18 protein-coding genes and 2 riboswitches are annotated in these 17,952 nt (G+C 70.5%); of the genes, 14 read left to right on the forward strand and 4 right to left on the reverse strand.

Annotated elements, in window-relative coordinates:
- The first annotated feature begins 1 nt into the window (after window position 1).
- Window positions 2-922 (forward strand): alpha/beta hydrolase, encoded by a 921-nt coding sequence (locus AB0B45_RS09725; RefSeq protein WP_358127889.1) that lies wholly within the window; start codon window positions 2-4, stop codon window positions 920-922.
- Window positions 919-1,710: an enoyl-CoA hydratase/isomerase family protein gene (locus AB0B45_RS09730; RefSeq protein WP_358127891.1), complete on the forward strand. Its 792-nt coding sequence runs from the start codon at window positions 919-921 to the stop codon at window positions 1,708-1,710. The genes AB0B45_RS09725 and AB0B45_RS09730 overlap by 4 nt, the downstream gene beginning before the upstream one ends.
- Before the next feature lie 10 nt (window positions 1,711-1,720).
- Here AB0B45_RS09730 and AB0B45_RS09735 read toward each other — a convergent pair whose 3' ends face one another.
- Window positions 1,721-2,902 (reverse strand): acyl-CoA dehydrogenase family protein, encoded by a 1,182-nt coding sequence (locus tag AB0B45_RS09735; protein WP_358127894.1) that lies wholly within the window; start codon window positions 2,900-2,902, stop codon window positions 1,721-1,723.
- A 79-nt stretch (window positions 2,903-2,981) separates the two neighbouring features.
- Window positions 2,982-3,569, reverse strand: a complete 588-nt coding sequence (locus AB0B45_RS09740) for a methyltransferase domain-containing protein (protein ID WP_358127896.1) — start codon at window positions 3,567-3,569, stop codon at window positions 2,982-2,984.
- Window positions 3,570-3,697: 128 nt separating this feature from the next.
- Here AB0B45_RS09740 and AB0B45_RS09745 point away from each other — a divergent pair, with 128 nt between their 5' ends.
- The 4 genes from AB0B45_RS09745 (at window position 3,698) to AB0B45_RS09760 (ending at window position 7,076) form a co-directional block, all read left to right on the forward strand.
- A complete protein-coding gene (locus AB0B45_RS09745; protein WP_358127898.1) occupies window positions 3,698-5,290 on the forward strand; it encodes a histidine kinase in 1,593 nt (530 codons plus the stop codon).
- A complete protein-coding gene (locus AB0B45_RS09750) occupies window positions 5,287-5,961 on the forward strand; it encodes a response regulator transcription factor (protein WP_358127900.1) in 675 nt (224 codons plus the stop codon). The genes AB0B45_RS09745 and AB0B45_RS09750 overlap by 4 nt, the downstream gene beginning before the upstream one ends.
- A gap of 86 nt (window positions 5,962-6,047) precedes the next feature.
- A complete protein-coding gene (locus AB0B45_RS09755; protein WP_358127902.1) occupies window positions 6,048-6,479 on the forward strand; it encodes a hypothetical protein in 432 nt (143 codons plus the stop codon).
- 9 nt (window positions 6,480-6,488) lie between these two features.
- Entirely contained in the window at window positions 6,489-7,076 is a 588-nt protein-coding gene (locus AB0B45_RS09760; RefSeq protein ID WP_358127904.1) for a phosphoribosylanthranilate isomerase, read from the forward strand.
- A gap of 61 nt (window positions 7,077-7,137) precedes the next feature.
- Here AB0B45_RS09760 and AB0B45_RS09765 read toward each other — a convergent pair whose 3' ends face one another.
- Complete coding sequence (locus AB0B45_RS09765; RefSeq protein ID WP_358127906.1) at window positions 7,138-7,749, reverse strand: DUF4386 domain-containing protein; 612 nt, start codon at window positions 7,747-7,749, stop codon at window positions 7,138-7,140.
- A 112-nt stretch (window positions 7,750-7,861) separates the two neighbouring features.
- Here AB0B45_RS09765 and AB0B45_RS09770 point away from each other — a divergent pair, with 112 nt between their 5' ends.
- Window positions 7,862-9,025: a histidine kinase gene (locus AB0B45_RS09770; protein ID WP_358127908.1), complete on the forward strand. Its 1,164-nt coding sequence runs from the start codon at window positions 7,862-7,864 to the stop codon at window positions 9,023-9,025.
- A complete protein-coding gene (locus AB0B45_RS09775) occupies window positions 9,022-9,687 on the forward strand; it encodes a response regulator transcription factor (protein ID WP_358127910.1) in 666 nt (221 codons plus the stop codon). The genes AB0B45_RS09770 and AB0B45_RS09775 overlap by 4 nt, the downstream gene beginning before the upstream one ends.
- A gap of 157 nt (window positions 9,688-9,844) precedes the next feature.
- Here AB0B45_RS09775 and thiC read toward each other — a convergent pair whose 3' ends face one another.
- A complete protein-coding gene (gene thiC, locus AB0B45_RS09780) occupies window positions 9,845-11,527 on the reverse strand; it encodes a phosphomethylpyrimidine synthase ThiC (protein WP_358127912.1) in 1,683 nt (560 codons plus the stop codon).
- Window positions 11,519-11,629, reverse strand: a riboswitch (TPP riboswitch). Its footprint overlaps the gene before it by 9 nt.
- 142 nt (window positions 11,630-11,771) lie before the next feature.
- Here thiC and AB0B45_RS09785 point away from each other — a divergent pair.
- The 6 genes from AB0B45_RS09785 (at window position 11,772) to AB0B45_RS09810 (ending at window position 17,785) form a co-directional block, all read left to right on the forward strand.
- Complete coding sequence (locus AB0B45_RS09785) at window positions 11,772-12,401, forward strand: CDP-alcohol phosphatidyltransferase family protein (RefSeq protein ID WP_358127914.1); 630 nt, start codon at window positions 11,772-11,774, stop codon at window positions 12,399-12,401.
- A gap of 4 nt (window positions 12,402-12,405) precedes the next feature.
- Window positions 12,406-14,901, forward strand: coding sequence for a mannose-1-phosphate guanyltransferase (locus AB0B45_RS09790; protein WP_358127915.1), 2,496 nt, complete (start codon window positions 12,406-12,408; stop codon window positions 14,899-14,901).
- Between the two features lie 205 nt (window positions 14,902-15,106).
- The gene (locus tag AB0B45_RS09795; protein WP_354906861.1) at window positions 15,107-15,610 is read left to right on the forward strand and encodes an FHA domain-containing protein; all 504 of its coding nucleotides are present in this window, start codon (window positions 15,107-15,109) and stop codon (window positions 15,608-15,610) included.
- 23 nt (window positions 15,611-15,633) lie between these two features.
- On the forward strand, window positions 15,634-16,260 hold the full coding sequence (locus AB0B45_RS09800) for a MerR family transcriptional regulator (RefSeq protein ID WP_358127917.1): 627 nt from the start codon (window positions 15,634-15,636) through the stop codon (window positions 16,258-16,260).
- 240 nt (window positions 16,261-16,500) lie between these two features.
- Window positions 16,501-16,971: a bifunctional nuclease family protein gene (locus tag AB0B45_RS09805; protein ID WP_183661379.1), complete on the forward strand. Its 471-nt coding sequence runs from the start codon at window positions 16,501-16,503 to the stop codon at window positions 16,969-16,971.
- Window positions 16,972-17,164: 193 nt separating this feature from the next.
- Window positions 17,165-17,785, forward strand: coding sequence for a MerR family transcriptional regulator (locus AB0B45_RS09810; RefSeq protein ID WP_358127919.1), 621 nt, complete (start codon window positions 17,165-17,167; stop codon window positions 17,783-17,785).
- 34 nt (window positions 17,786-17,819) lie between these two features.
- Window positions 17,820-17,911, forward strand: a riboswitch (glycine riboswitch).
- Window positions 17,912-17,952 lie beyond the last annotated feature (41 nt).

The raw sequence follows: 17,952 nt of genomic DNA on the forward strand, positions 1-17,952 counted from the left end.
CATGAGCTTGCATCCCCAGGCCGGCGCCTATCTGGAGCTCTTCCCCTCCGACCTCGGCCTCGACCCGGCGAGCATCGGCCAGGCGGAGATCGAGCGGATGCGCGCCGTCGACGGCCTGGCCGACAAGCGCGGCCCGCTGTCGCGCCTGCCGTTCGTCCGTGACGCGCTGGCCGACGACGTGCCGATCAGGATCTACCGGGCCGATCCCGGCGACCACACCCTGCCCGTCGTCGTCTACTTCCACGGCGGCGGCTGGGTGTTCGGCAGCGTCAGGCGCAACGACGCCCTCGGCAGGGACCTTGCGGTCAGGACCGGCGCCGTGGTGGTGTCGGTCGACTACCGGCTCGCGCCCGAGCACGCCTTCCCCGCCGCGGCCGACGACGCGTGGAGCGTGGTGCGCGACATCTTCGCCCGCCCCGCCTTCTACCAGAGCAACGGCCGCGTCGCGGTGATCGGCGACAGCGCGGGCGGCAACCTGGCCGCGGTGGCCGCGTGGCAGGCCCGCGACGCCGGTCTCACCCTGGCCCACCAGGTGCTCGTCTACCCGATCACCGACGTGGCCATGGACACCGCCAGCTACCGCGACCACGCCAAGGGCTACGGGCTCGACGCCGAGGAGATGGCCTGGTTCGTGCAGCGCTACGCCGGCGCCGCCGACCCGCTCGACCCGCGCCTGTCCCCGCTGCGTCTGGGGTCCTGCGCGGGACTGGCGCCCGCGACCGTGCTGACCGCCGAGCACGACGTGCTGCGCGACGAGGGCGAGGCGTACGGCGAGCGGATGGCCGCCGAGGGCGTGCCCGTCGAGGTGCGCCGCCATCCCGGCATGGTGCACGGCTTCTTCGGCCTGCCGGGCTACTTCGACCAGGCGGAGGAGGCCCGCGGGTTCGTCGCGGACAGGCTCAGGGCGGCGCTGGAGTCATGAGCGGCTACGACGGCTACGACAAGCTCAAGGTCGACTGGGCGGCCGACGGCGTCCTGCGGATCACGATCAGCGAGCCGAGCAGGCTCAACGCGGTCGACATGACCGGCCACCGCGAGCTGGCCGAGATCTGGCGCGACCTCGACCGCGACGAGGCGGTGCGCGCCGTGCTGGTCAGGGGCGAGGGCGCGGCCTTCTCCGCGGGTGGCGACCTGTCGATGATCGAGGAGATGACCCGCGACCACGCCACCAGGCTGCGTGTGTTCGCCGAGGCCCGCGACATCGTCTACAACGTGCTCAACTGTTCCAAACCGGTGGTCAGCGCCATCCAGGGCCCCGCGGTGGGCGCGGGCCTGGCCGTCGCGCTGCTGGCCGACATCTCCGTCGCCGGCCGTACGGCCCGCATCATCGACGGGCACACCAGGCTCGGCGTCGCCGCGGGCGACCACGCGGCCATCATCTGGCCGCTGCTGTGCGGCATGGCCAAGGCGAAGTACCACCTGCTGCTGTGCGAGCCCGTCACGGGAGAGCAGGCCGAGCGGATGGGCCTGGTGAGCGTCTGCGTCGACGACGCCGAGGTGTACGACAAGGCCATGGAGATCGCCGTACGGCTGGCCGCGGGCTCGCAGGAGGCCATCAGGCTGACCAAGTACTCGCTCAACAACTGGCTGCGCATGGCCGGGCCGACCTTCGACGCCTCCCTCGCCATGGAGTTCCTCGGCTTCTCCGGGCCCGACGTCCAGGAGGGAGTCAGGGCGCTCCGCGAGAAGCGCCCGCCGTCCTTCTCCTGAACCGAACGGGTCAGAAGCTCCTGGGCAGCCCCAGCACCTGGGTGGCCAGGTAGTTCAGCAGCAACTCCTCCGTCACCGGCGCCACCTTCCCGATCCGCGCGTCCGTCAGCAGCCGCGCCACCGGGTACTCCAGGGAGTAGGCCATCCCCCCGTGCGTCTGGAACGCCGCGTCGGCCGCCTCCCACGCCGCCTGCGACGCGGTCAGCTTGGCGATGTTGGCCTCGGTCCCGCACGGAAGCTGCCGGTCGAAGGCCCACGCCGCCTTGTACAGCATCAGCCTGGCCAGCTCGATCTTCGCCTTCACCTGCGCGAGAGGGAAGGCGATCGCCTGGTTCGCGCCGATCGGCCGCCCGAACACCTCCCGCTCCTTGGCGTAGCTCACCGCCACCCGCAGCGCCACCTCCGCGCCACCCAGCGCGGAGGCCGCCAGCAGGATCCGCTCGGGGTTGAGGATGTCCCACAGCACCAGGGCGCCCTGGTCGATCTGCCCGACGACGCCGGAGGCGGGAACCCGCAGGTCGTCGAAGAACACCATGTTCGACGGCGTGGTGTTGGCGCCCATCTTGGGGATCGGGCGGAACGACAGCTGGCCCGCGGCCACCGCCTCCGGCACGTTCACCAGGAACACCGTCATGCCGTTGGTGCGCGGCCTGGCCTCTGCTGCTGGGATCGTCCTGGTGACCAGCATCATCCAGGTGGCCCGCTGGACGCCGGTGATCCAGATCTTCTGCCCGTTGATCACGTAGTCGCCGCCGTCGCGCCTGGCCGAGGTCGTGATCGCCAGCGAGTTGGAGCCCGCGTCCGGCTCGGTCAGCGCGAAACACGTCTCGATCTCGCCCGTGGCCAGCTTGGGCAGCAGTTCGGCGCGCTGCTCGTCGCTGCCGTGCCGGGCCAGCGTCAGCGCCCCGAAGCCGGGCGTGAGCACGTAGGTGAACGCCGAGCCGCCCGCGGCGCCGGAGGCCGCCAGCGTCTCGGTCGCGACCGCCAGCTCCAGCAGCCCCTGCCCGCCGCCCCCGAACTCCTCGGGTACGGCCAGCCCCAGCCACCCGCCCTTGGCCAGCTCCGCCCACACCTCCTCCGGCCACCGTTTGTCGGCCTCGCAGCGCTGCCAGTAGTCCATGTCGTAGCGTGCGCAGATGTCCCCGACGCCCTTCTGGACGGCAAGTGCGCTCTCGGGAAGCGTGAAGTCCACGTGATCACTCCATTCTCGTTGCGTGCGCAATCGTAGAACGAAGTTCTGTGCCTTCGACAGTGCCCCGAACGTCGGGACGTCAGCGCGGCCGGCGCGCGTGCAGCACGTACGCGGGCGGGGTGTTGCGCCACACCGTGCGCCCCAGGACGACCTCCTCGAACCGCTCGCTGAGCAGCGCCCTGAAGCGGCGCGCCGAGGCCAGCGGCATCGCGTGCACGTAGGAGAACGTCGTGAAAGCCCCCGAAGGGCACAGGGTGGCGGTGACCGCGCCGAGCAGCCGCCGCTGCAGCTCCTCGGGGAAGGCCGCCCACGGCAGCCCGCTGACCACCACGTCCGCCCTGGTCAGATTGCGCTCCCGCAGCAGGTCCGGCAGACGTGCCGCGTCGTCCTGCGCCACGTCCACCCGGGGGAAACGGTCGGCGAGCAACGTGGCGAGCCTCGGGTTCAGCTCGATCGCCAGATGGTGGCCACGCCCGTTCAACCGGCGCTGGATCTCCGCCGTGAAAGGACCGGTCCCAGGACCCAACTCGACCACGGTCGGCTCGCCACGCTCGGGCACGGGCGCGCAGACGGTCTCTGCCAGCCGCCGCGAACTCGGCGCCAGGGCGCCGATCGTGCCGGGCGAGCGCATGAACTGGCCGAAGAACAACGTGGTGTCGTTGGGCATGGGACAACGTTACGGTGCGGAGTCAAGACGGATACTCCATCTTACGGGCGAAGGTCCGGCCACTTGGAGGATGCGAACTCCTCCGCCGGGAGGATCGACCAGGTCGCGCCCGTCGATACGGTTGTGCCATGCGATGGCGTGGTCTGGCCCCGGACGTGCTGCTGGCCGTCTCGGGAATCGCCCTGGACCTGCTGATGTCCGGCAAGGCGGGCGGCCCGCAGTCCGAATGGCGCGTTCCCCTGTTCGCGGTGCTGGTCGGCGCTCCGATGGGGCTGGTGCGCCGCCGGCCCGTCCACGTCACCCTCTTCCTCGTCGGCTTCCTCGTCTTCACCGACCAGATCGGCTCCTTCACCTCCAACACCGCGCAGATCCTGCTGTGCGTGGCGATCGGCGCCACCGGCTACCACCGCGGCTGGCCCTCCACCCTGGCCGTCGTGGCCGCGGGAGCGCTGGCCACCGGGTTCAACATCGCCGACCCCGGCATCGCCTTCACCCGCAACGCCTGGTTCTACTCCGTCGGCATCGCCCTGCTTCCCGCCCTCGTCGGCCGCTACCTGCGCGGCCCCGCCGGACGGCTCGAAGCACCCGAGATCACCCCCGACGTGCTGCTGGCGGGAGCGGGGGTGGCGGTCGCCGTCCTCGGCACCTGGCCCTACTGGCACACCGGCAGCCAGCCCGCATGGGTGATCGGCTCCTTCGTCGTGGTGGCGGGACTCGCGCTGGGCGTGGCCAGGCGGCTGCCCGCCGCCGTGTTCGCGGTCGAGGGCGTGCTGCTGCTGAGCGGGCACCAGTTCATCCCCGAGGCCACCAGCACCGTGCAGGTCGCGCTGCTGGCCGCCGTCGGCGTGTTCGCGATGCGCGTCGCCTCCTGGTTCTGGAACCTCGTGGTCTACGTCACCGCCAGCTCGCTGGCCGCGATGGTGGTGGTCAACGGAGACGGCAACGTCACCGCCCTCAGGGTCGTCCTGCTGCTCGTGGTCGTCGCCACGCCGATCGCGATCGGCAGGTACGCCGGGGCCAGGCAGTCGGCCGCGGAGGCCGAGCGGCTGAGGGTGCGCGAGTCCGAACGGCTGGCGATCGCCCAGCTGCGCGCCGACCAGCTCGCCGAGCGCGAACGCATCGCCCGCGAGGTCCACGACATCGTCGCCCACCACGTCGGCGCCATGGTGCTGCGCGCCTCCGCCGCCCGCTACGCCGCGCCCGACGGCCCCGTCGCCGACGCGCTCGCCGACATCAGGGAGACGGGCCACCAGGTGCTCGAGGACCTGCGCGGCCTGCTCGACGTGCTGCGCGACCCGGCCAGCGACGCCATGCTGCCGGCCGACCCCGCCGACGTGGTCACCGAGTCCGCCGAGCGGATGAGCGCCGCCGGGCTGATCGTCGACCTCGACCTCGATCCCGCGCTCGGCGAGGCGCCGCTGGTGGCCAGGGCCTCGGCGGCGCGCATCGTCCAGGAGGGCCTGACCAACGTGCTGAAGCACGCCGGCCCCGGCACCGCCGTCAGGGTCGGGCTGGCAACGGGCGACGGCGAGCTGCTCGTCGAGGTGGCCAACGGCCGCCCGCCCACCTTCCGCGAACCGCTGCCCTCCTCCGGCCAGGGCCTGGCGGGCATGCGCGAGCGGGCCAAGGCCCTCGGTGGCACGCTGACCGCGGGCCCCGAGGGCGGCGGCTGGCGCCTGGCCGTGACCCTTCCCTACCCCAAGACCAAGGGGACGACGTGATCCGAGTGGTGGTGGCCGACGACCAGGCCCTGGTCAGGGCGGGTGTCCGCATGTTGCTGCAGGCGGCGGGCGACATGGAGGTCGTCGGCGAGGCCGACGACGGCGCCGAGGCGGTCCGCCTGGCCGAGCACCACAGGCCCGACGTCGTGCTCATGGACCTTCGCATGCCGCGGGTCGACGGGCTCGAGGCGATAAAGCGGATCCTGGCCGCCCAGCCGGCCGCGAAGATCGTCGTGCTGACCACCTTCGCCGACGACGCCAACGTCTACGCCGCGCTGCGCGTCGGCGCGCTCGGCTTCCTGGTCAAGGACGACGAGCCCGAACGCATGGTCGACGCCGTGCGCAGGGCCGCCTCCGGCGAGCAGCTGCTCGCCCCCTCCGTGCTGCGCAGGGTGGTCGAGCGGGCGCTGGCCGCCGAGCAGCAGGCCACGCCCACCCCCACCGGGCTCACCGAACGCGAACTCGAGGTCCTCGCCCTGGTCGGCACCGGCCTGTCGAACGCCGAGATCGCCGAGCGCCTCCACGTCGGCGTCACCACGGTCAAGACCCACGTCGGCTCGGCCATGGAGAAGCTCGGCCTGCGCAACCGCATCCAGGCCGCGGTCGTCGCCCACCGCATCGGCCTGGTCGACGCCGCCTTCCGCCCGGTGCGCCATCCGCCCAGGGGGTGACCGGGAGGTCACCCGGCAGGCTGACGACCCCGCCCGCCCCACCCGGCCACGATGTGGTCCTCACCTCAGAAGGAAGGACCACCCTCATGCACGACGTGAGCTCAGCCACGTCCGCCCCCGTCTCGTCGGGCCTGCTCTACACCCTGCGCGTGCTGGTGCTCGCCCACGCCGTCTCGCTGCTGGTGGCGGCCTCGTTCGCGGGGCAGGCGCTGGTCTACGGCGAGACCTCGATCGAGGCCGACCTCGCGACCGCCGAGACCCACGTCATGATCGGCATGGTCGCCCACCTGGTCGGCCTGCTCCAGGTGATCGCCGCCGTCCTCTACTGGCGTCCAGGCAGGGGAGCGGGCTGGCCCGCTCTCGCGAGCCTGGCCCTGTTCCTGCTCGGCATCGCCCAGCACTTCCTGCTGATATTCATCGGCCTCGGCGCGCACGTCCCCAACGGCGTCCTGATGTTCGGGTTGCTGGCCCTCACCACGGTGTGGGCGTGGTCGCCCTCGGCCACCCGCCGCCGATAGGCTTTGCCCATGTTCGTGAAGATCTGCGGGTTGAGCGAGCCCGAGCACGTCGAGACGGCCGTCGAGGCCGGTGCCGACGCGATCGGGCTCGTGCTCACCCCGAGCCCGCGCAGGGTGACCCCCGCGCGGGCCGCCGAGCTCGCCGCGCGGGTCCCAGTCCACGTGCTGACCGTCGGCGTCTTCATGGGCGAGCCCGTCGAGGAGGTACGGCAGGCCGCCACGGCCGCGGGGGTGCGGGCCGTCCAGCTGCACGGCCGCCACCCGCACGCCGACTTCACCGCGCTGAAGGACCTCGGCCTCACACTCGTGCGCGCCGTCCCCGCCGACGCCGACCTGCGCACCGGGGCGTTCGACGAGGACCTGCTGATCGTCGACGCGCCCAGGGCCGGCGCCGGCGAGCCGTGGGACTGGGCGGCCGTGCGCGGCAGGCCCTCGGGCCACTGGCTGCTGGCCGGCGGCCTCGATCCCGGCAACGTACGGCAGGCGATCGCCGAGGCGGGGCCGTGGGGGGTCGACGTCTCCAGCGGCGTGGAGATCTCCAGGGGCGTGAAGGACTCCGCCCTCATCCGCTCCTTCCTCCAGGCGGCCCGTTCCTAGCCTCGGTCTTTCGCGATCTTCATGTGGTCGGCTGAGCGGTTCGGCTGAGGATTGATTTCACTCATACGGGCTCCGGGGTCGCGCGAGCGGGAGGGGTGAAGCCCCGCGTGATCAGCCAGACGCCGAGGACGAGCTCGTTGACCCCGAGCGGCAGGCCGTAGAGCAGCATGTCGATGTGCAGGCCGAAGAGGTCGAACAGCGCCCCCACCAGCAGGATCGCCACGCCCCCCAGGCCCCACACCGTGAGGAACCGGGGTACCGCCCGCATCCGGTGCAGCAGCACATACCAGACCGCCGCGCCGAACACGAAGACGAAGATGTACACCAATTGCGCCTGGTACCGCTGCGCCAGCAGCACGTCGCGGTACTCCTGGGGCAGACCGGCAGCGGTGAGCGTGCTCACCACGATGATCGCGTTGACCGCGGCCTCGGTGATCCGGAAACCGAGGTAGCCGGTGGCCAGACCGGGACTCCAGTCCCTGAACACCACGTACGTCAGCGCGCCGACGCCGACCACCGCGGCGCCGCAGAGCAGCTCCAGCAGTTCACCGACCAGGATGACCGTGCGGTCGGTGGTGGATTCGGCGAGCTCGCTGCCGATCCCGTTGGCGATCAGTGCGGTCAGGAACAGCACGCCGATGAATCGGGCGGCAGCCCGAGGGTTCGAATGCATGGCCAGAAGACTGGACCCGGCGGCCGGTGTGGCGCTTCGGTCCGAGGTCGGCACCGTGGAACCGACTTTGGGCGGATGCCGGCCGTGCCCGCGCCGCCCTATTGTGTCGGGCGTGACTATCGCGGTCGTCCCGGCCAAGCGCGCCCTGGTGCCTGGCTGGCTCGTCGACATCCTGCTGTTCCTGCTCGCCGCCGGGTTAACGGCCGTGGCAGTGGTCGACGGGGTCGAGCGGCACCTTGACCAGGTGACGCTGACGGTCGATGCCGCTCTCGGCGGATTGAGCTGCCTTGGCATTCCGTTGCGCCGACGCCGGCCGGTCGGCTTCGCCGTCGTCGTGGGCATTTTCAGCGTGTACGCCCTGAGCGCGTCGCTGGTGTCGTTCATCGCGCTGTTCAACGTCGCCGCGCACCGGCGGTTCGCCGTCGTGGCGCCGGTCGTCGCCGGGTACGCGCTGGTCTCGCCGCTGTCCCAGCTGGTCCGGCCGGACTCGGCCGTGACCGACGTGTCGCAGGTGTCGCTCGGGATCGTCTGCGTGACCGCCGCTTTGGCGTGGGGCATGTACGTCCGGGCCCGCCGCCAGCTCGTGGCCTCGCTCCGGGACCGGGCCGAGCGGGCGGAGGCCGAGCAGGAGCTGCGGGTCGCGCAGGCCCGCCACCTCGAGCGGACCCGGATTGCCCGGGAGATGCACGACGTGCTCGCCCACCGGATCTCGCTGCTCAGCCTGCACGCCGGGGCGCTGGAGCTGCGCCCGACCGCGTCCCCGGAGACGATCGCCCGTGCGGCAGGCGTCATCAGGGAGAGCGCGCACCAGGTGCTGGAAGACCTCCGGGACGTGATCGGCGTGCTCCGCGTCGACCGGCCCGACCGGCCACCGGAGCGCCCCCAGCCCGGGCTGCGCGAGCTCCCCGGACTGGTCGAGGAGTCCCGACGCGCCGGCGAGCAGGTGACGCTCGACTGCACAGTGGCCGATCCTTCGGCAGTACCGGCGGCGACCGGACGCGGCGCGTACCGGATCGTGCAGGAAGGGCTCACGAACGCCCGCAAGCACGCGCCCGGACAGCCGGTCACGGTGACCGTGCATGGCACGGCCGGCGGGGGCATCACCGTCGAGGTGCGCAACCCGGCGCCGGTCGGCGCCGCCGTGACCGCGATCCCGGGCAGCGGTACCGGGCTGGTGGGGCTGGCCGAGCGGGCGGCGATCGCGGGTGGCTGGCTGGAGCACGGGCGTACCGCGAACGGGTTCCGGTTGCGGGCCTGGCTGCCGTGGCCGGCATGACGGCCCACGGCGTGCGGATCCTGCTCGTTGACGACGATCCGCTGGTCCGGGCCGGCCTCCGGATCATCCTCGACGACCCGCCGGCGCTGACCGTCGTCGGGGAGGCGGCCGACGGTGCGGAAGTGTTGGCGGCGGCCGACGCGCACGCCCCGGACGTGGTGCTGATGGACATCCGGATGCCCGGGCTCGACGGCCTGGGCGCGACCGAGCTGCTGCGCCGGCGCCCGGACCCGCCCGAAATCATCTTGCTGACCGCGTTCCACGTCGACGAGTACGTGCTGCGCGCGCTCCGCGCCGGCGCCGGCGGCTTCCTGCTGAAGGACACGCCACCGGCCGAGATCCTGCGCGCCGTCACCAGCGTGGCGGCGGGCGAGCCGTTCCTGTCGCCGGCGGTGCTCCGCCAGGTCCTCACGCACGTCGGCGGCACCGGCGCGGACGGCCGCCGGCAGTACGCCCGGAGCATGCTGAGCCGGCTGAGCGAGCGGGAGCGGGCGGTCGCGGTCGCGCTCGGGCAGGGCAAGTCCAACGCAGAGATCGGCGGAGAACTGTTCCTGAGCGTGGCGACCGTGAAGGCGCACGTGTCAAGCATGCTGACCAAGCTCGACCTCAACAACCGGACCCAGATCGCCCTGCTCGCCCACGACGCCGAGCTGACCGGCTGAGCGGGGTCACCGCACGGGCCGGGCCGTACCCGCCGGATCTCCAGGCACGAACCATCGACAGTGTCGAGGGTCTCATCACCTGGCAACCGGACGACGCCGGCCCGCGCCGCCCGGCCCCTGTGGCAGGCGGCGCGGGCGCATCACAGCCGGGGAGGCCTCAGCGTCGCTCGGGGAGCGGCAGGTAGACCTCGCCGCCGCTGCGCACGAACTCCTCCGACTTCTCCCGCATCCCCTCCTGCGCCCGCAGGTCATGGGAGATCCGCATCGAGCAGAACTTCGGCCCGCACATCGAGCAGAAGTGCGCCGTCTTGGCCGGAGTCGCGGGCAGCGTCTCGTCGTGGAAGGCCCGAGCGGTGTCGGGGTCGAGCGAGAGGTCGAACTGGTCCTCCCAGCGGAACTCGAAGCGCGCGTCCGACAGCGCGTCGTCCCACGCCTGCGCCCCCGGGTGCCCCTTGGCCAGGTCGGCGGCGTGCGCGGCGATCTTGTAGGTGATGACGCCGGTCTTGACGTCGTCCTTGTTCGGCAGGCCGAGGTGCTCCTTCGGGGTGACGTAGCAGAGCATCGCCGTGCCGTACCAGCCGATCATGGCCGCGCCGATCCCTGAGGTGATGTGGTCGTAGCCGGGCGCGATGTCGGTGACCAGGGGGCCGAGGGTGTAGAACGGGGCGTCGTCGCAGAGCTCGCGCTGCAGGTCCACGTTCTCCTTGATCTTGTGCATCGGCACGTGGCCGGGCCCCTCGATCATGACCTGGACGTCGTGCGCGTGGGCGAGCCTGGTGAGCTCGCCCAGCGTGCGCAGCTCGGCGAACTGCGCCTCGTCGTTGGCGTCGGCGATCGAACCGGGCCGCAGCCCGTCGCCCAGGGAGAAGGCGACGTCGTAGGAGGCGAGGATCTCGCACATCTCCTCGAAGTTCTCGTACAGGAAGCTCTCGCGGTGGTGCGTCAGGCACCACGCGGCCATGATCGAGCCGCCGCGCGAGACGATGCCCGTCTTGCGGCCGACGGTGAGCGGCACGTACGCCAGCCGCACGCCGGCGTGGACGGTGACGTAGTCGACGCCCTGCTCGCACTGCTCGATGAGCGTGTCGCGGTAGACCTCCCACGACAGGTGCGCGGCGACCCCGTCGACCTTCTCCAGCGCCTGGTAGAGGGGGACGGTGCCGATGGGGACGGGGGAGTTGCGGATGATCCACTCGCGGGTGGTGTGGATGTCGCGGCCCGTCGACAGGTCCATGACCGTGTCGGCTCCCCAGCGGATGGCCCAGGTCATCTTCTCCACCTCCTCCTCGACGGAGGAGGTGATGGCGGAGTTGCCGATATTGGCGTTGATCTTGACGAGGAAGTTCCTGCCGATGATCATCGGCTCGCTCTCGGGGTGGTTGACGTTGGCGGGAATGATCGCCCTGCCCGCGGCCACCTCCGCGCGGACGAACTCGGGGTCCACGCCCTCCCTGACGGCGACGAACTCCATCTCCCTGGTCACCACGCCCCTGCGGGCGTAGGCGAGCTGGGTGACGGGCGCGCCCGCCGCCCTGAGGGGGTCGCGGCGCGCACCGGCGAACAGGCTCGTGCCCGCGCGCTTCCACGCGCGCTGGTCGCGGTAGCCGTCGTCGAGGGGCTGGACGTGGCGGCCGCCGTACCTGGCGACGTCGCCGCGACCGAGGATCCACTCCTCCCGGACGGGAGGCAGGCCGCGGGCGACGTCGGTCTCCACGCTCGGGTCGGTGTAGGGGCCTGAGGTGTCGTAGACGGTGAAGGCCCTTCCGTCGCTCAGGTCGATCCGGCGCATGGGAACCCTGAGCTCGCCCTGGTAGATCTTGGAAAAACGCGCGCCACTCATCGCGCAACTCCCTTCGCCGGCATTACCCGGAGCAGGTTCTGGCGGTCGGCGGCTGTAGCCGTCCTCTCAGCCCGGTCACACCGGGCTCCCGCGTTGGTCGGCGCAACCGTAACCCGATCACCGGGGTGCCGCGCAACCCCCCGATTGCTTCGGGTGCCCGAAATGCCAGGGCCGGACTGGGCCGGGCTCAACAGGGTCTTACGCCGAAGCGTGCGCTGGTTGGCGACGCAGTAGGGTCGCAAGCGTGAGTGAAACTTCCGCCCGTTCGTCAGCGGAGGACCGGATCTGGACGGTTCCTAACCTGCTGAGCTTCCTGCGTCTCCTCGGCGTGCCCGTGTTCCTTTGGCTGGTTCTCGGACCCAAGGCGGACGGCTGGGCGATCGGGCTGCTCATGGTCGCGGGGTTCACCGACTGGCTCGACGGCAAGATCGCCCGCGCGTGGAACCAGACCAGCAGGCTGGGCCGCCTCATCGACCCGGCCGCCGACAAGCTCTACGTCTTCGCCACCCTCGTCGGTCTGGTGCTCAGGGACGTGATCCCCTGGTGGCTGGTCGCGATCATCCTGGCGCGGGAAATCTTCGTCGGATGTTTCTTTCCCGTGCTCCGCAAATACGGTTACAAGGCACTGCCCGTGCATTTCCTTGGCAAAGCAGCCATGGCCAATCTGATGTACGCCTTCCCGCTGCTCTTCCTGGCCTCGCACACCGGCTCCTGGTATGCCGATATTGCGAGGATTATCGGATGGGCGTTCGCCATTTGGGGAACAGGTCTGTACTGGTGGGCGGGCGTGTTGTATGTGGTACAGGTGCGTCAGCTCGTCACCACTGCCAAGGGGGAGCTGCGCGAACCCGGGCAAACTGCGACGAAGGAGTGATCGGGTGAAGGCGGTCGTCATGGCAGGCGGGGAGGGTACACGGCTGCGGCCGATGACCGCGAACCAGCCCAAACCCCTGCTCCCCGTTGTCAACCGCCCGATCATGGAACACGTGCTCCGGTTGCTGCGGAAACACGGCCTGACCGAAACCGTCGTCACGGTCCAGTTCCTGGCCGCGCTGGTGCGCAGCTACTTCGGTGACGGCGACGAACTGGGCATGCGCCTGCACTACGCCACCGAAGATCTTCCCCTCGGTACGGCGGGCAGCGTCAAGAACGCCGCCGACAAACTCCGCGACGACCGCTTCCTCGTCATTTCCGGCGACGCCCTGACCGATATCGATTTATCGGACATGATCCGATTTCATCGTGAGAATTCGGCCCTCGTCACTATCGGTCTGACGCGCGTCCCCAACCCGCTCGAGTTCGGGATCATCATCGTCGACGATCAGGGCAGGGTGCAGCGCTTCCTCGAGAAGCCCACCTGGGGCCAGGTCTTCTCCGACACGGTGAACACCGGCATCTACGTCATGGAGCCCGAAGTCCTCGACGACGTCCCCGCGGGAGAGGCCGTCGACTGGTCCTCGGACGTCTTCCCCCGCCTGCTCGAACGCGGCGCGCCCATCTACGGCTACGTCTCCGACTGCTACTGGGAGGACGTCGGCACCCACGAGAGCTACCTCAAGGCCCAGGCCGACGCGCTGTCAGGACGGGTCAAGCTCGACATCGGCGGCTTCGAGATGTCGCCGGGCGTCTGGGTCGGCGAGGGCGCGGAGGTGGACCCCGAGGCCGTCCTGAAGGGCCCGCTGCTCATCGGCGACTACGTCAAGATCGAGGCGGGGGCCGAGCTGCGCGAGTACACCGTGCTCGGCAGCAACGCCGTCGTGCGCGAGGGCGCCTTCCTGCACCGCGCCGTCGTCCACGACAACGTCTACATCGGCCCGGGCGCCCACCTGCGCGGCTGCGTCATCGGCAAGAACACCGACGTGATGACCGGCGCCCGCATCGAGGAGAACGCCGTCGTCGGCGACGAGTGCGTCATCGAGGCGGAGGCCTACGTCTCCAGCGGCGTCAAGATCTACCCCTTCAAGACCGTCGAAGCGGGCGCGGTCGTCAACACCAGCGTCATCTGGGAGTCGCGCGGCCAGCGCAGCCTGTTCGGCCCGCGCGGCGTCAGCGGCCTGGTCAACGTCGAGATCACCCCCGAGCTCTGCGTACGGCTGGCCAGCGCCTACGCCACCACCCTGAAGAAGGGCGACCAGGTCATCACCTCGCGCGACTCCTCCCGCGCGGCAAGAGCGCTCAAACGCGCCGTGATCAGCGCCCTGACCGCGGGCGCCATCGACGTGCTCGACCTGGAGGCCATGCCGCTGCCGGTGGCCCGCTTCCACACCTCCCGCAGGCCCGCCAGCGGCGGCATCGCGCTGCGCACCACCTCCGGCGACCCGCAGAGCGTCGACATCGTCTTCATGGACTCCCACGGCGCCGACCTCACCCCCGCCGCCCAGCGCAAGCTCGAACGCGTCTTCTCCCGCCAGGAGTTCCGCAGGGCCTTCCCCGGAGAGATCGCCGAGCTGAGCTTCCCCGCCAGGGCCGTCGAGGACTACGCGCAGGAGCTGCTGCGCTGCGTCGACATGACGGGCGTCAACGACATGAAGGTGGTCGTCGACTGCGCGGGCGGCACCGCCTCGGTGGTCCTGCCCACCCTGCTCGGCCGGCTCGGCGTCGAGGTGCTGACCGTCAACGCCAGGCTCGACTCCGCCTCGCCCACCGAGACGCTCGCCGAGCGCCGCCGCGACCTGCAGCGCCTCTCGGAGCTCGTCGGCTCCTCCCGCGCCTCCTTCGGCGTCCGCTTCGACCCTGTCGGCGAGCGCATCGCCCTGGTCGACGAGATGGGCCAGCTCATCAGCGAGGAGCGGGCGCTGCTGGTGGTGCTCGACCTGGTCGCCGCCGAACGGCGCCGCGGCAGGGTGGCGCTGCCCGTCACCACCACCAGGGTGGCCGAGCAGGTCTGCCGCTTCCACGGCGTCCAGGTCGAGTGGACCTCCACCTCGCTCGACGCGCTCACCGCCGCGGCCGCCAAGCCGTACATGATCTTCGCGGGCGACGGCAGGGGCGGCTTCATCGTGCCGGAGTTCGGGCCCACGGTGGACGGCCTGGCCGCCTTCCTGCGCCTGCTCGGCCTGGTGGCCCGCACCCGCCTGACGCTCAGCCAGATCGACGCGCGGATCCCCGAGGCCAAGCTGCTCAAGCGGACCGTCCCGACGCCGTGGGCGACCAAGGGGGCGGTGATGCGCTCGGTCATCGAGGCCGCCGAGGGCTTCCGCGTCGACACCACCGACGGCGTGCGGGTCGTCGGAGAGGACGGACGCTGGGCGCTGATCCTGCCCGCCGCCTCCGAACCCGCCACCGACCTGTGGGCCGAAGCGCACGATTTCGACACAGCGGAGGCATTCCTTGACAGATGGGCGCGGGTCGTCGAGCAGGCGGCAGGAACGTGACAACACAAGTGGCGCGGCGGCATGGACCTTGGGGGCGGCTCGGCGGTAACTTTGTCACCGTCCGAACCCGTCGTGCGGCGTCCCGCCTTGACCTTTGCCAGTGATCAGCGTAAGTTGCGGCATTCGCAATCGTGAACGAGCGAGAGGCGTGGGGCGCCCTGATCAACCGTCGCCGCGTTCTCGCGGTAGGAGGCCGAGCCGATAGATGCCGTACGTCTACTGTACGCAGTGCGGTCATGCCAACCCCGAGGATGCCCGTTTCTGCTCCCGGTGTGGGTCACCGCTGACCAGACATGAGGTCTCCGGGGACACCACCTCGACGATCTCCGTCGCGGGAATCGAGGCGTATGAGGCGGAGACGGCGGACGCCCTCCTGGCCGAGCGAGCCGCCGTCGAGCAGCTCCCGCCGGGCGCGGCGCTGCTCGTGGTGACGCGTGGCCCCAACGCGGGCAGCCGCTTCCGCCTCGACCGCGACCTGACCACGACGGGCCGGCATCCCGAGAGCGACATCTTCCTCGACGACATCACGGTCTCGCGGCGGCACGTGGAGTTCTACCGCCATCCCGGTGGCGCCTTCACCGTCCGCGACGTCGGCAGCCTCAACGGCACCTACGTCAACAGGGAGCGCATCGAGGAGGTTCCCCTCCACAGCGGTGACGAGGTGCAAATCGGCAAGTTCCGCCTCGTCTTCCTCACGCGGGGCGCATGAGCTCCCAGGCGGCGCGGTCGCACATGAGCATCGGGGAGGTGCTCGCCCTCCTGCAGGGCGAGTTCCCCGATGTCACCATCTCCAAGATCCGTTTCTTGGAGAGCGAGGGGCTCATCGAGCCCGAGCGCAGCCCTTCGGGCTTTCGCAAGTTCACCTACATGCACGTGGAGCAGCTGCGCTTCATCCTCACCGAGCAGCGCGACCACTACCTGCCCCTGCGGGTCATCAAGGACAAGATGGCCGACGAGCTCGGCCGCCCGCGCGCCCTGCCCGAGGCCAAGGAGGTCAGGTTCAGCCGCGCCGAGCTGCTGGAGGCCAGCGGGCTCGACGACGAGACCCTCACCGAGCTCGAGGACTACGGCCTGCTCGCGCCGGTCGCCAGGCGCTACGACGAGGACGCGCTGAAGGTGGCCCGCAGCGTCGGCGCCCTGGCCAGGTACGGCCTGCACGCCAGGCACCTGCGCGCGGTCAAGGCCGCGGCCGAGCGCGAGGCCGGTCTGGTCGAGCAGACCGTCGCCCCCATTCTCAAACGGCGCGCCCCCGGTGCGATCGGCGAGGCCGACGAGGCGGCCAGGCACCTTTCGGGACAGCTCCTCGACCTGCACGCCGCTCTCCTGCGGACCGCCGTCCGCTCGTTCCTCGGCGGCTGATCCCCGCCGCCCTGGCCGATATCGCCTGTTTGAGGTAATTTGGCACGCTCCCACGCGGTCGGCCGAAGTGATCGGAAAGCCCGCTCGGCCGCTCCCATAGGGGTGGAGCGGCGACCGAAGGGATCACGAGGGCGGGTAGGTTGGCGGGGAGCCTCCGGGGCAGGGGATATTACCTACCCAGTGGGTGTTACGTTGAAGTGCGGAAGATGCGGCCCATGGATCGTGAATTCGGAGCAGCCCGTGTTGCAGATGGAGGTAGTGGGCGTTCGCGTTGAAATGCCCACAAATCAGCCGATCGTTCTGCTCAAGGAGGCGCAGGGTGAGAGGTTTCTCCCGATCTGGATAGGAATGACCGAAGCCACGGCCATCGCGCTCGCCCAAGCCGAGGAGCCGCCGCCGAGGCCTCTGACCCACGACTTGTTCAGGGACGTGCTGAGCGCGCTGGGCGTCGGCCTGCGCGCGGTCAACATCGTCGCTCTGCGTGACGGGATTTTCTTCGCCGACCTGGTGTTCTCCAACGGCGTCGAGGTCAGCGCGCGCCCCTCCGACTCCATCGCCCTGGCACTGCGCACGGGTGCGCGGATCTTCGCCAGCGAGGAGGTCGTGCAGGAGGCCGGAGTGATCATCCCTGATGACCAGGAGGATGAGGTGGAGAAGTTCAGGGAGTTCCTTGACACCATCACGCCCGAGGACTTCGGGCGCGCTGGGTAGAACCCCCTTTGTGAAGGCTCATGCCCTTGGCCGACACCAGGGGTACGCATTTCACTGCATTTACGCTTCACGACGCGCCGAGCCGGATCGTTGACTGCGGATGGTCACGGTCCTACGGTGCAAGTGAAACCTGTGGTTGTCCTTTGCGAACCCCCAGATCAGACCACGGGATGAGAGAAAGCCGGAGGTCCGCGTGGCGGTCAGCAGCGGCGAGGGAAAGACGGCCGGCCAGGAAGACCCGGTGCGGCGCGAGAGTGCGCGCCAGCGTGCGGGTGAGCAGGGCCTGCTCTTCGACGAGCAGCCCACCACTCTGCCCGCCGACATCGGCTATCGCGGCCCCACGGCCTGTGCGGCGGCCGGCATCACCTACAGGCAACTGGACTACTGGGCGCGCACCGGCCTGGTCGAACCCACGATAAGAGCCGCTCAGGGCTCGGGCTCCCAGCGGCTGTACAGCTTCCGCGACATCCTGGTGCTCAAAGTCGTCAAGCGGCTGCTCGACACCGGCGTGTCGCTCCAGCAGATCCGCACCGCCGTACAACACCTGAGAGACAGAGGGGTCGGCGACCTCAGCAGGATCACGCTCATGAGCGACGGAGTCAGCGTCTACGAGTGCACCTCGGCCGACGAGGTCATCGACCTGCTGCAGGGCGGTCAGGGAGTGTTCGGGATCGCGCTCGGCAGGGTCTGGCGCGAGGTCGAGGGATCGCTCGCGGAGCTGCCGGGGGAACGGGCGGCGGTCGAGGACACCGTCCCGGCCGACCACCCCGCTGACGAACTGGCCCAGCGCCGGAAGGCTCGCCGACTGGGCTGATCCCCGAACGCTGGTAGCCTAGGGCTGAAGCTGACGACCCCGTGCGGGAGAGTCCCCGGGCGACCGGGGCGCCGAAGGAGCAAACCTCCCCGGAATCTCTCAGGCACCCAGTACCGCTCGGGTGAGGCAACTCTGGAAAGCAGGCACGCCAGCCAGGCGCGCCTCAC

This window comes from Nonomuraea sp. NPDC049152, assembly GCF_040648355.1.
GTDB lineage: Bacteria > Actinomycetota > Actinomycetes > Streptosporangiales > Streptosporangiaceae > Nonomuraea.

What these genes read in the sequence shown, in the direction of transcription:
- AB0B45_RS09795 (WP_354906861.1), top strand. Translation starts at nt 15,107, where the DNA reads ATGCCGTACGTCTACTGTACGCAGTGCGGTCATGCCAACCCCGAGGAT.
- AB0B45_RS09765 (WP_358127906.1), bottom strand. Translation starts at nt 7,749, where the DNA reads ATGCATTCGAACCCTCGGGCTGCCGCCCGATTCATCGGCGTGCTGTTC.
- AB0B45_RS09730 (WP_358127891.1), top strand. Translation starts at nt 919, where the DNA reads ATGAGCGGCTACGACGGCTACGACAAGCTCAAGGTCGACTGGGCGGCC.
- thiC (WP_358127912.1), bottom strand. Translation starts at nt 11,527, where the DNA reads ATGAGTGGCGCGCGTTTTTCCAAGATCTACCAGGGCGAGCTCAGGGTT.
- AB0B45_RS09740 (WP_358127896.1), bottom strand. Translation starts at nt 3,569, where the DNA reads ATGCCCAACGACACCACGTTGTTCTTCGGCCAGTTCATGCGCTCGCCC.
- AB0B45_RS09800 (WP_358127917.1), top strand. Translation starts at nt 15,634, where the DNA reads ATGAGCATCGGGGAGGTGCTCGCCCTCCTGCAGGGCGAGTTCCCCGAT.
- AB0B45_RS09755 (WP_358127902.1), top strand. Translation starts at nt 6,048, where the DNA reads ATGCACGACGTGAGCTCAGCCACGTCCGCCCCCGTCTCGTCGGGCCTG.
- AB0B45_RS09725 (WP_358127889.1), top strand. Translation starts at nt 2, where the DNA reads ATGAGCTTGCATCCCCAGGCCGGCGCCTATCTGGAGCTCTTCCCCTCC.
- AB0B45_RS09760 (WP_358127904.1), top strand. Translation starts at nt 6,489, where the DNA reads ATGTTCGTGAAGATCTGCGGGTTGAGCGAGCCCGAGCACGTCGAGACG.
- AB0B45_RS09775 (WP_358127910.1), top strand. Translation starts at nt 9,022, where the DNA reads ATGACGGCCCACGGCGTGCGGATCCTGCTCGTTGACGACGATCCGCTG.
- AB0B45_RS09745 (WP_358127898.1), top strand. Translation starts at nt 3,698, where the DNA reads ATGCGATGGCGTGGTCTGGCCCCGGACGTGCTGCTGGCCGTCTCGGGA.